General features: G+C 69.2%; 11 protein-coding genes. 8 read left to right on the forward strand and 3 right to left on the reverse strand.

Annotated elements, in window-relative coordinates:
- Nucleotides 1-6,314, reverse strand: a 6,314-nt coding sequence (locus tag ACXJLU_RS00790) for a glucoamylase family protein (protein ID WP_457328620.1), incomplete at its 3' end; no start/stop codon positions are given.
- A 34-nt stretch (nucleotides 6,315-6,348) separates the two neighbouring features.
- On the reverse strand, nucleotides 6,349-6,471 hold the full coding sequence (locus ACXJLU_RS00795) for a hypothetical protein (protein ID WP_255376863.1): 123 nt from the start codon (nucleotides 6,469-6,471) through the stop codon (nucleotides 6,349-6,351).
- A gap of 344 nt (nucleotides 6,472-6,815) precedes the next feature.
- On the opposite strand from ACXJLU_RS00795, the gene ACXJLU_RS00800 reads away from it, so the two are divergent.
- Complete coding sequence (locus ACXJLU_RS00800; RefSeq protein ID WP_073465655.1) at nucleotides 6,816-7,217, forward strand: response regulator transcription factor; 402 nt, start codon at nucleotides 6,816-6,818, stop codon at nucleotides 7,215-7,217.
- Between the two features lie 25 nt (nucleotides 7,218-7,242).
- Here ACXJLU_RS00800 and ACXJLU_RS00805 read toward each other — a convergent pair whose 3' ends face one another.
- A complete protein-coding gene (locus tag ACXJLU_RS00805; RefSeq protein ID WP_056805727.1) occupies nucleotides 7,243-7,875 on the reverse strand; it encodes a response regulator in 633 nt (210 codons plus the stop codon).
- Nucleotides 7,876-7,934: 59 nt separating this feature from the next.
- Here ACXJLU_RS00805 and ACXJLU_RS00810 point away from each other — a divergent pair, with 59 nt between their 5' ends.
- The 7 genes from ACXJLU_RS00810 to ACXJLU_RS00840 all read left to right on the forward strand — a co-directional run bounded on the left by ACXJLU_RS00810 (nucleotide 7,935) and on the right by ACXJLU_RS00840 (nucleotide 11,964).
- Nucleotides 7,935-9,278: a sensor histidine kinase gene (locus ACXJLU_RS00810; RefSeq protein ID WP_457328622.1), complete on the forward strand. Its 1,344-nt coding sequence runs from the start codon at nucleotides 7,935-7,937 to the stop codon at nucleotides 9,276-9,278.
- Nucleotides 9,279-9,417: 139 nt separating this feature from the next.
- Entirely contained in the window at nucleotides 9,418-9,585 is a 168-nt protein-coding gene (locus tag ACXJLU_RS00815) for a DUF1328 domain-containing protein (protein ID WP_047500752.1), read from the forward strand.
- Nucleotides 9,586-9,655: 70 nt separating this feature from the next.
- Complete coding sequence (locus tag ACXJLU_RS00820) at nucleotides 9,656-10,057, forward strand: hypothetical protein (RefSeq protein ID WP_457328623.1); 402 nt, start codon at nucleotides 9,656-9,658, stop codon at nucleotides 10,055-10,057.
- Nucleotides 10,058-10,165: 108 nt separating this feature from the next.
- A complete protein-coding gene (locus ACXJLU_RS00825; protein WP_457328624.1) occupies nucleotides 10,166-10,549 on the forward strand; it encodes a hypothetical protein in 384 nt (127 codons plus the stop codon).
- Nucleotides 10,546-11,160 (forward strand): hypothetical protein, encoded by a 615-nt coding sequence (locus ACXJLU_RS00830; RefSeq protein WP_457328625.1) that lies wholly within the window; start codon nucleotides 10,546-10,548, stop codon nucleotides 11,158-11,160. The genes ACXJLU_RS00825 and ACXJLU_RS00830 overlap by 4 nt, the downstream gene beginning before the upstream one ends.
- Nucleotides 11,161-11,353: 193 nt before the next feature.
- Nucleotides 11,354-11,533, forward strand: coding sequence for a DUF1328 family protein (locus tag ACXJLU_RS00835; RefSeq protein ID WP_047584709.1), 180 nt, complete (start codon nucleotides 11,354-11,356; stop codon nucleotides 11,531-11,533).
- A 116-nt stretch (nucleotides 11,534-11,649) separates the two neighbouring features.
- Nucleotides 11,650-11,964: a BON domain-containing protein gene (locus tag ACXJLU_RS00840; protein WP_457328626.1), complete on the forward strand. Its 315-nt coding sequence runs from the start codon at nucleotides 11,650-11,652 to the stop codon at nucleotides 11,962-11,964.
- Nucleotides 11,965-11,998 lie beyond the last annotated feature (34 nt).

Consider the following 11,998-nt stretch of genomic DNA (forward strand, 5'->3'; position numbering starts at 1 on the left):
GGCATCGCCTGCGGCAGCGGCAGCACCTCGCGCGGCGTGCGCCGGCGCAGCTGGTCGCCCAGCAGGCCCTGGCCGCCGCGCAGCAGCACGCGGCACAGCGTCATCAGCAGGCGGCGCTCGTCGTCGGGAAAGCGATCGCCGCGCAGCACGTAGATGCGGCCGCCGGCGGCCTGCGGGTCGGGGCCGGCACCGGCCTGCCGCACCATGTTCTCGATCGCGTGCTGCATGTCGTCGGAGTACGAGGTCGCGCGGTCGTTCAGCACCACGATGTCGACCTCGAACGAGCGCGCCTTCCAGAAGTGGTGGCCGCGCACCATCTGCTGCACCAGCGGCAGGTCGTCGTTCGAATCGATCGTCACCAGCAGGATCGGCCGGTCGCCCGAGATGCCGTAGCGCCACAGCGCGCGCTGCGACAGCTGGTTGCCGCGCATGAACTCGGTGCCGGGGCGGAACGCGGTGTCGGAGAACATCAGGTAGGCCGACAGCGACTGGAAGTGCGTCGCCTCCTCGCTGCCGACACCCAGCTGGTGCAGCTTGGCCTGCGCATACACCCACGAGCGCGAGATCTCGCGCTGCAGCGCGCTGAACGAGCCGAGGCGCTGCCAGGTGCGGCTCGCGCTCTCGCGGTCGGTGCCGAAGGCGAGCACAAAGGCGACGCGCGCCGACTGGCCCGGCTTCAGCTCGATGGTCTGGCGCAGGCACAGCACCGGGTCGAGCACCGCGCCGGTCGTCATCGCGAGGCCGCCCTGCTCGGTCATCGCGAGCGGTTCGCGCTTGCCGCGGCCGCGCCCGATCACCGTGCGGCGGTCGGTGTCGTACGACAGCGGGCCGGCCTGCGTGCCCTCGACCACCGCGCCGAGGATCGCTGTCGGCGACGACTCGTGCGACGCGCGCGGGCGCCGCGTGGCCAGCAACGCGCCGCGCGCCGCGTCGTACTCGGTCGTGATGAACAGGTTCGAGAAGGCCGGGTGCGCCATGTCGGCATTGCGCTGGTTCAGCACCACCTCGCCGAGCGCGCTCACCTCGATGCGGCGCACGCCGTGCCCTTCGTTGGTCAGCTTCAGCGTGCGGATCTCGGCGTCTTCCTGCTGCGCGACCACCACCTCCAGGCTGCTGCGGATGCCGTGCTGGCGCAGGTCGAACTGCGCGCGCGCCTCGGCGAACTCGACCGCCTGGTAATCGGGCTCGCTGAAGGTCGGCGCGAGCGTGGCGCCCCACAGCACGCCCGAATCGGCATCGCGCAGGTAGATGAACAGGCCGCAGTCGTCGAGCACGCGGTCCTCGCGCCAGCGCGTGATGTCGAGGTCGGCGCATTCGCTGTAGCCGGAGCCGCTGGCGGTCAGCGCGGTCGCGTAGCGGCCGTTCGACATCAGGTGCACGGCCGGCCGCCGCACGTCGGTGGCCTGCACGCGGCGCACGCGCTGCGTCGAGTGGCGGGCCAGCTTCTCGTGGCGCTCGGGCGCCGCGGTGCTGTCGCGCGCGATCACCACCGAGCCGGCCACCTGCTCCTGCAGCAGCAGGTCGAAGGCGTTCATCTCGGGCTCGCGGTGGAAGCGATCGGCCAGGCTGTCGGTCGTCAGCAGTTGCGTCAGCGCGAGCAGGCTCATCGCCTGGTGGTGCGCCATGTGGCTCTTGACGATGGCGCACTTCTCGTCTTCGCCGAGCCGCTCGGCGGTGAAGTCGATCGCTTCGTAGAAGCCGTGCGGACCGAGCGCGCCCAGCTTGGTCAGGGCCGCGAAGTTCTGCCGCACCTCGGCCGGCGCGAACGGCGCGGCCAGCGCGGTGGCATACGGCGCGACCACCAGCTGGCGGTCCATGCCGCGCTTCAGGCTCAACGCCGGTGCGCCGGACGGGCCGTACTGGTAGGTCAGCTCGACGTCGCGCACGTTGACGCCGGATTCGGAAATGCCCCAGGGCACGTTCTGCTCGCGGCCGTAGCGGATCTGCTCGGCGATCGCGTTGTGGCAGGTCTGGTGCAGCAGGCTGCCGGGCGGCGTCTTCATCACCAGCGCCGGCATCAGGTACTCGAACATCGAGCCCGACCACGAGATCAGCACCGGGCCGGCGGCCACCAGGCCCATGTGCCGGCCGAGCCGGAACCAGTGGTCGACCGGCACGTCGCCCTTGGCGGCGGCCAGGTAGCTGCCGAGCCGCGATTCGGAGGCCAGCAGGTCGTAGCGGCCTTCGTCGAGCTGGTGCTCGGCGACGCGGTAGCCGATCGAGAACAGCTTGCGCCGCGCATCGAACAGGAAGCCGAACTGCATGCCGCGCCAGGCCGCCTCGGCCTGCGCCGCGCAGGCGTCCAGGTCGGCGAGCCAGACCGCGGTGGCGGTACGCGCTTCGGCGCAGGCCTTCAGCGCGGCGGCCAGCAGCATCGCGGTGGCCGGCGCCTGGCCGTCGCGCTGCTGCGCGGCCTTCAGCGCCGCTTCGACCTCGATCAGGTGCACCGGCACGTCGCCGACGCAGGGCACCCGCGCGAGCAGCTTGCCGAGCGCGCCGGCGAACACCTCCGGCGCCTGCTGCTGCAGCGTGCTGAATGCCGCCTCGACCGCCCACGGGCAGTGGCGCTGCAGGTCGTCGAGGTGCGCGGCCAGCGCATGGCACAGCCGCGCCGCCTCGTCGACGACCGGCTTCAACGCGCCGGCGCCCTGCGTGGCGCCGTCGGCGCTGCCGAAGGCATAGGCCTCGAGCAGCTCCTTCAGGTGCAGCGCCAGTTGGGCGGCACCGGCGAGCGCGCGGCCGGCATCGGCCGGCGTCGCCGGATCGGCCTGCAGCAGCTTGGTGCCGAGGTCGGCGACCGCGCGATCGATCTCGGCCGGGCTGACGTTGCCGCGCGGCGCGCTGCCTTTGTCGCCGCGCGGGCCGCCGGCGCGCACGCTGCGCCACGCCGCCTGCAGCTCCAGGAAGCTGTCGCGCGGACCGGCCAGCCGCTCCGGCCCGACCACCGGGCGCTCGCGCTCTTCTTGCAGCGCGCGCGCGACGACGACGAGGTGGGCCGCGAGGTTGCCGCTGTCGACCGACGACACATAGCGCGGCTCCAGCGGCCGCAGGTACTGGGTCTCGTACCAGTTCAGCAGGTGGCCGTTGTAGGTCTCCAGCTTCGCCATGCTGCCGAGCGTCGCCTTCATGCGCGCGAGGAAATCGCCACCGGCCAGCCAGCCGAGGTCGCGCGCCCGCGTCAGCGCCAGCAGGTACAGCCCGATGTTGGTCGGCGAGGTGCGGTGCGCGACCACCTCTTCCGGCTCGTACTGCACGTTGTCGGGCGGCAGGTGGTTGTCGGCCGGGCCGACGTAGTCCTCGAAGAAGCGCCAGGTGCGGCGCGCCACGCGGCGGAACTCGCGCAGGTCGTGGTCGCCGGCCAGCCGGCCCGCCAGCAGCACCGGCGAGCTGATCGCGACCGCGATCACCGGCGCCAGCCACCAGACGGCCAGCAGCGGCGCCGCGGCGACGATCGCATCGCGGTTGAACAGCAGGATCAGCGCGCTCGACGCGATCAGCGGCAGCGTCGCGCTGCTGATGGCCCAGCTGAACTGCCGCAGCTGCCCGCCGGCGGCCGCCTTGGCCTGCGCGGCGGTGCGCCATTCGAGCATCTTGCGTTGCGAGACGAAGGTGCGCCAGATGGCCCGCACGATCGCATCCGCCATCACGCAGGCGCTCTGCGCGAGCAGCACCAGCTCGATCAGCGCATGGCCGGCCACATGGCCGAGCTCGCGCGTCAGCTGCACCGGCCGGTTGCTGCGCACGCCCTTCGGCACCGGCGCGAACAAGGCCGAGAACCAGCCCAGCAATCCCGGCAGGCTGATCGACGCCAGCACCAGCAGCAGCCACGCGAGCGGCTGCGCGGCCGGGTCGATGAAGGCCGCGACGACCAGCGCGAACGACGCGATCGGCAGCAGCGAGCGCCGCAGGTTGTCGAGCATCTTCCAGCGGTTCAGCGGCGACAGCGGCTCGGCGCGCACGCCCAGCAGCCACGGCAGCAGTTGCCAGTCGCCGCGCACCCAGCGGTGCGAGCGGGCCGCCGCGACCTCGGAGTGCGACGGCGAATCCTCGAAGAACGCGACGTCGCTGACCAGCGCGCAGCGCGCGAACGCGCTCTCGAACAGGTCGTGGCTGAGCAGCGCGTTCTCCGGCACCCGGCCCGACAGCGAGGTGTGGAAGGCCTGCAGGTCGTACAGCCCCTTGCCGGTGTAGGTGGCCTCGCCGAAGGTGTCCTGGTAGGTGTCGGAGATGGCGGCCGCGTAGGGGTCGACGCCGGCACCGTTCGAGAAGATCCAGCGGAACACCGAGTGGTCCTCGGCCTGCGGCAGCAGGAACGAGATGCGCGGCTGGAACAGCGCGTAGCCGCTCTCGACGCGACCGGTCTGCGGATCGATCTGCGGCCGGTTCAGCGGGTGGGCGGCGGTGCCGACCAGGCGTGCCACCGAGCCGACCGGCATGCGCGTGTCGGCATCGAGCGTGATCACGTAGCGCACGCCGCGCGGCACGCGCTCGGCGGTGCCGTCTTCGAAGACGTACGAGGTGCCGGGCTCGCCGAGCAGCAGGCGGTTGAATTCGTCGAGCTTGCCGCGCTTGCGCTCCCAGCCCATCCAGGCGCCTTCGTTCGCGTTCCAGCAGCGCGAGCGGTGGAACAGGTAGAAGCGGTCTTCGGCGCTCGCCGACGGCAGCGGATAGCGCAGGTTCAGCAGCGCCACCGCCTCGCGGGCCTGCGCGAGCAGCGCGGCATCGGTCTCGAGCGACTGGTCGGGCGCATCGCGCCAGTCGGTCAGCAGCCCGAAGCGCAGCTGGTCGTCGCGGTTCGACAGGTAGTGGCGCTCCAGCTCGCCGACCTGGTGGCCGACCTGGTCGAGCTGGGTCAGCATGGTCGGCACCACCACCATCGTCTTGCACTGCGGCGGCAGGCCCTGCGCGAACTCCAGGCGCGGCAACTGGGCCGGCTTGAACACCCGGCCGAGGATGCGGTTGATCAGCAGCACCGCGATTTCGGAGGCCGGCCAGACCGCCAGCAGGAAGATGATGAAGGCCGGCAGCGACACGTGCTGCTCCGCATAGCCGGCGCGGAAGCCCAGCACGGTGAACGCGAAGGTCAGCGCCAGCACCAGCGCGGCGTACAGCACCAGGCGGGTGTGCGGGATCGCGTCCTCGATGCGCCGCAGCGGGTTCGGCGTCAGGCCGATGCTGCGCTCCAGCTCGGGCCGGCGGTCGGACAGCAGCCAGCGGCCGATGTCGGCGTCCTCGCCCTCCTGGCCGGCCTCGTCGCCTTCGGCACGGCGGCGGCCGAAGCGGTCGACCACCAGCTCGGCGAGATCGGGCTCGGGCAGGCCGCCGCGCAGGCTCAGCCGCTCCAGCTGCAGCCGGTACAAGGCCTTCGAAGAGGGGTCCATGCGCGCGTAGACGCTGTTGCGCTGCAGCGCGCGGTCGACCAGCGAGGTCTTCGCGAAGATGTCGACCCAGTCGCTCAGCTCGATCGCCTTCACGCTGCGGAAGATGTTGCGCACCCGCACGTCGAGCATCGTGCGCACGACCAGGTCGTCTTCGATCGCGCCGGCTTGGTGGACGATGCCGACGCCTTCGGCATGCGCGCCGCCGGCGATGCTGGCCGGGTCGTCGTAGCGGCGGCGTTGCGCCAGCTGGCCGAGGTAGGCCTGGCGGAACACCGGCGACGCGTTCTTCAGGTCGGGCACGGCCGACGAGGCCTTCTGCGTCGGGCCGCGCGCGTTGCCGTTCGACGGCGTGAGCGCCGCATCGGACACCAGGTCGGCCGCATGCGCGCCGCGGTGGATCTCGAGGATCTGCTCGGCGCAGGCGCGCAGCTGGCGGATCAGCAGGAAGTTCAGGATCGGCGCGAGCAGCGCCAGCTCGCGCAGCATCAGCGGGTGCACCTTCTGGTACTCGACCAGCACGTGCACCAGTTCATCGGCCTCGAAGTCGAAATCGCAGGCCTCGAGGTAGAAGTGCGAGAACAGCTCGATGCGCGCGCGCGACGGGTGGCCGCCCGTCTGGTAGGCCGGCAGGCCGCGCACCGCCTTGTCGGGCAGCTGCTGCGTCAACGCGGTCTGGATGCGCTCGATGACGTAGAAGTTGTCGACCAGCCACTGCGCCGCCTGCGACAGCGAACGCTGCTCATCGGTGAAGGTCTCGATCTGTCGCACGCACGCGCGCAATTCTTCGGTCGCGCGCGTGAGCTCGCTCTTGAAGCGGGCACGCCGCACCGAGCGCGACGGGGCGTCCCAGCGCGAGAACGCGCCGGCGAACTCCTCGATTGCCGCCGGCAGCGCGAAATCGAACCCTTCGTAGACGGTGATCGAGGGATTCATCGGCCCACCCCCGAAGGCGCCATGCCGGGCACCGTCAATGTCGTTGCGCCCACGACAGGCTCGCCACCTGCGTGGACAGCCCGTCGCTGAACGACACCATGACCATGCTGATCACCAGGAACGGCACACCCACAGCCCACATCAACAGTCTTTTCATTCGCCACTCCCGTCGGCTCTTCGTGATTCCGAGATTCGGAAAACCTGGGGACGAGTCTAGGGAGAGCCCCTCGCCGGCACAGCCGGACGAGAGGGCCTTCGTCTGTCGGTGCTGTCCTACGCGAGACGCCGGCGACGCGCCTGTAGGCTGCCTCCTACATGCGCTCCCGCGCTCTTCCGTCAGGGGCGGCGTTGCCTGATTCATACAATCGAGCGCATGTCTGTCGACGTCCTCGCGGCTCTTCCCGTCACGTTTCCCGCGGAGATGGCAAGATCCGTGACCTTTGCAGGCAGGTCCTTTCCGCGCGTGCCTCGCCTGTTGAAGAAAAATCCAGAAGTCGGGACATGCTGAAAACCTACATCGTCGAAGACAGCCCGGTGATCCGCGAGAACCTGATCGCGGCGCTCGAGGAACTGGTGGCCGTCGAGGTCGTCGGCACGGCCGACAACGAGGCCGCCGCGCTGTACTGGCTGAAGCAGCCACGCAACGGCTGCGACCTGGTGATCGTCGACATCTTCCTGAAGAGCGGGTCGGGCCTCGGCGTGCTGTCGGCCAGTACCGACCTGCCGGAGTCGACCAAGCTCGTCGTGCTCAGCAACTACGCGACCCCCGACATGCGGCGCAAGTGCCTGGAGCTCGGTGCGGACAAGGTGTTCGACAAGTCGAACGAGATCGATGCGCTGATCGGCTACTGCCAGCGGCTGGCCTCGGGCGAGGCCGCGAATTCGAGTTCGGGGAGCTTGTAGCGCTCCCTTTGAACCGGCCTCGTGGCTACTGGATCAGGCCGTTCTTCAGCGCGTAGTAGGTCAGGTCGCTGTTCGACTCGAGCTTCATCTTTTCCATCACGCGGGTGCGGTAGGTGCTGACGGTCTTGACGCTCAGCGACAGGCTGTCCGCCATGTGGCCGATGGTCTCGCCCTTCGACAGCCGCAGGAAAACCTGGAACTCGCGCTCGGAAAGCTGCTCATGCAACGGACGGTTCGCGTTGCCGCCGAGGTTGTTGGCCAGCAGTTCGGCGACGGCCGGGGTGATGTACTTGCGCCCGCGGGCGACGGTGCGGATCGCGGTGACGATCTCTTCGGGATCGCACTCCTTGTTCAGGTAACCGCTCGCGCCCTGGCGCAGCAAGGTGGTGGCGTAGTGCTCTTCCGGAAAACCGCTGAGGATGAGGATCGGCAGGTCGGGCTCGCGGGCGCGGATCGCGGCCAGCGCGTCGACGCCGCTCTGCTGCGGCATCGACAGGTCCATGACCAGCACGTCGATCTGTTCCTTGCGCACGATGTCGAGGGCTTCGCGGCCATTGGAAGCTTCGGCAACGACCTGCAGATCGACTTGCTCCGCGAGATACTGGCGCAGACCGGCGCGCACGAGCGCGTGGTCATCAACGATGGCAATCTTGATCATGAGCGACTGTCCCCTGTGGTTGGACTCCGATCGATTCTAGAGGCACACAGAAAAATCGCATGAAGAACTTCTTTCACCGATTCAAGCGCAGTGCCTTCACGTTCCCGCTCGCGGTGGTGACCGCGCTGACGCTGATGGGCATCAGCGAGACCGCGTACCGCACCTCGGTGGACGCCCTCGATCGCCTGGGCGAAATGGGCATGGCCCGCACCAGCAACATGGTGCTGCTGCGCCAGGTGCTCGATGCCGAGAACGGCCAGCGCGGCTACCTGATCACCGGCCGCCCCGAGTACCTGAAGCCCTACCGCTCGTCGATGGCGAACATCGGCGAGACGCTGCGCACGCTCGGCGAGTACTACGCGCACGAGCCCGACCGCGTCGCCGATTTCACCGTGCTCGCGACGCTGGTCAGCCGCAAGGTTTCCGAGATGGACACCACGGTGCAGCTGCGTGCCGACGGGCGCGACGAGGCCTGGCGCGCGGTCATCGAGACCGACATCGGGCGCGAGCAGATGGAGAGCATCCGCCTCGCCTCCGAGCGCCTGGTGACGCGCGAATCGAAGCTGATCGCGGCGCGCCGCGACGAGGTCTACCAGACGCTGCTGCTGAGCCGGCTCGGCGTGAACGCGATGACGGCGCTGAGCGTGCTGGCCTTCTTCATGTACCTGCGCCAGTCGAACACGCTCGAGAAGGAGCGGGTGCACAAGAAGGAGGCGCTGCAGGCCGAGCGCGACCTGCTGGAGGTGCAGGTGACGGCGCGCACCGCGCAGCTGACCGAGCTGGCGCAGCATCTGCAGACCGCCCGCGAGGACGAACGCAGCCGGCTCGCGCGCGACCTGCACGACGAGCTGGGCGCGCTGCTGACGGCGGCCAAGCTCGACGTGGCGCGCCTGAAGTCGCGCATCACGATCCACACGCCCGACATCACCGAGCGGCTGGTGCACCTGAACGACACGCTGAACGAAGGCATCGCGCTGAAGCGCCGCATCATCGAAGACCTGCGGCCGTCGTCGCTGAGCAACCTGGGGCTGCTGGCGGCGCTGGAGATCCTGGGCCGCGAATTCGCCGAGCGTTCGGGCGTCAAGGTGGTCAGCGATCTCGCGCCGGTGTCGCTGAAGCCGTCGGGCGAGCTGACGGTGTACCGCCTCGTGCAAGAGGCGCTGACCAATGTCGCGAAATACGCACAGGCGCGCCAGGTCGTCGTGACGCTGAAGGCGCGCGGCGCGCTGGCCGAGGTCGACGTGCACGACAACGGCACCGGCTTCGACACGCAGGTCGCGAGGCCGTCCAGCCACGGGCTGCTGGGCATGCGCTACCGCGTCGAGGCGGAGGGCGGGCGCATGGCCATCCAGTCGACGCCGGGCAGCGGCACGCGCATCCAGGCCACCCTGCCGCAAATCTGATCCGACGGGTGCTGCGAGGGCGGGGCCGAGCATCGTCGGCCCCCTCCTACAGCGCATCGGCTCGCCGTCCCATTCCTCGCGCGTGCCCTCGCTCCTAGAGTCGGTCCATCGTCAACCACTCATACCGAAGGAGCCAGGAATGCTGTACTACGCCGTCGTGTTCTTCATCATCGCGCTGATCGCCGCCCTGTTCGGCTTCGGTGGCATCGCGGCCAGTGCCGCCGGCATCGCGAAGATCCTCTTCATCATCTTCGCGATCATGGCCGTTGCCGCCTTCCTGTTCGGCCTCATCAAGCGCGGCACCTAGGCACGCCTTGCGGCGAGGCTGCGCCTCGCCTAACTTAGTTATCCCACACACCACATTCAAGGAAACAACCATGAGCACGTCCACCTTCAAGACCGACAACCTCAGCACCCAGGCGAGCGACACCGTCAACCGCCTGGCCGATTCGGCCGACAGCGCGGTCAAGAGCACGCGCCGTGTTGCCAACACCGCGCTCGACAGCGCCGAAACCGCGATCGGGGAAGCCCGTGACACGGCCGAACCGACGATTGCCCGCCTGGCCGGCCAGGCCGAAGCGCTGGCGCGCCGCGGTGTCGATGCGGTCAAGGACACCGCGACGCACGTGCGCGAGCGCGCCGCCTCGGTCGGCGACGCCACCGTGCGCTACGTGAAGGACGAACCCGTCAAGTCGGTGCTGATCGCCGCGGCGACCGGTGCTGCGCTGATGGGCCTGCTCGCGTTGATCCAAAGCGCGCGCCGCAACAACCAGCAGTGATCCCCGCCGTGGGCGCCGGGCAACCCGGTCGTACGGCGCACCACGCCGCGACCGGGTTTGTCGCGTCCGCATCCCGTCCACCGCTGTAGCTCTCTTCCGGTGCCTGCCATGATCCATCCGCTGATCAAGCTCGTCGCGACCCGGCCCGAACTGGTTGCCGATCACCTGAGCGCCTATGCCGCGCTGATCGGCAGCGAAGCGCGCCAGGCGCAAAGCCGCTGGACGGTCCGCTTGCTGCTCACCGCGCTCGCGCTGTGCTGCGTCGGCGTGACGGCGGTGCTCGCAGGGGTTGCGCTGATGCTGTGGGCCGTGACGCCCTCGCTGCAGGCCGACACGGTGTGGGCGCTGTGGGCTGCGCCGGCGGTGCCGGCGGTGGTCGCGGTGGTGGCCGGCGTGATCGCACGGCGGCCTGCTGCCGAGCCCGCGTTCGCTGCGGTGCAACAACAGTTCGAGGCCGATGCGCGCATGCTCGGCGAGGTGGGCGCGACATGACCCACGTCGAAGAAGGCCAGCTCGACCCGGGCCTGCCGGCCATCGTGCCGACGCGGGCGTTGAGCCCGAAGGAACGGCTCGCGGCTTCGCGCGAATCGATCCGCCATGCGCTCGTGAAGGCGAGTGCGCCGCGCGATCCGGATGCCCCCAGTGCACCGCAGGAACCCGGCTGGCTCGGCACGCTGGGCGACGCGCTGTCGGACCTGCCCGCCGCCGCGATCGCTGTGCGCTGGCTGCGCCGCTGGTGGGCCGGCCATCCGTGGCGCACCACCTTCGAGTTCGCACGCGACGCCGGCCAGGAGCTGGCCGGGCCGTTGGCGAAGCGGCACCCGTGGTGGCTGCTGGCCGGTGCATTCGTCGGCGGCATGCTGTTGACCCGCGCGAAGCCATGGCGCTGGATCTCGGGCGGGGCGTTGTTGGCGGGTGTGCTGCCGCGACTCGACCTGGCGTCGATCATCAGCTGGGTCAACCTCGCGATCGCGGACTTCACGCGGCCGGCGGCCTCCGCATCGACACCGGCACCCACAACAGCACCGCCTGCAGAACCGTCCAGACCATCGCCGACGGTTCAACCATCGACCGTGCCAGGCACCGACTTCACCGTGCACTGAGCAGTCGACATTTCTTCTCGAAGCGCGCCCACGGGCGCGCTTCTTTTTGCCGATCGCAACACACGCTTTCAACCCATCGGATCGGCAAAGCATTCCGTCCTACACGCGCTCACGCCAGCGTCCGATGGATCGACTCAGGGGCCGCCCATAGAGTTGCGTCATCGAATATCCACCGCGCACCAAGGAGAACGACATGCTGAAGTGGGCCATCATTTTTGCCGCCATCGCGCTCGTCGCGGGCGTGTTCGGATTCACCGGCATCGCCGCCGGCGCAGCAGGCATCGCGAAGTTCCTGTTCGTGCTGTTCCTGGTGCTGTTCGTCGCCGTCGTCCTGATCGGATTGCTGGGCGCGAAAGCGATCAGCAACAAGTGATGTTCATGTTTTATTGAACGAGATTCCGCGACACGGGCCCGCACGGGTGGGGGCCTGATGTTCACCTTCCTGCCGACCACCTGCACCACAACGTTTACACACTGAAGGAGAACCACATGTTTGTTCGCAACACCCTCGCCGCCATCGTGTCCGCCGTCGCCCTGCTGTCCGCCACCGGCTGCGCCGTGACGCGCGATCAATCGACCGTGGGCGCCTACGTCGACGACGCCGCCATCACCACCGCGGTGAAGGCCAAGTACGTCGGCAACAAGGAAGTCGATGCCTCGTCGATCAGCGTCGAGACGCTGAACGGCACCGTGCAGCTGTCGGGCTTCGCGAAGAGCGCGAGCGAGAAGAGCACCGCCGAATCGATCGCCCGCAACGTCAACGGCGTGAAGTCGGTCAAGAACGACATCCTGATCCGTCCGTAATCCTCACGACCCTCACGGCTCGTCCGTGTGAAGG

This window comes from Rhizobacter sp. P5_C2, from assembly GCF_054049715.1.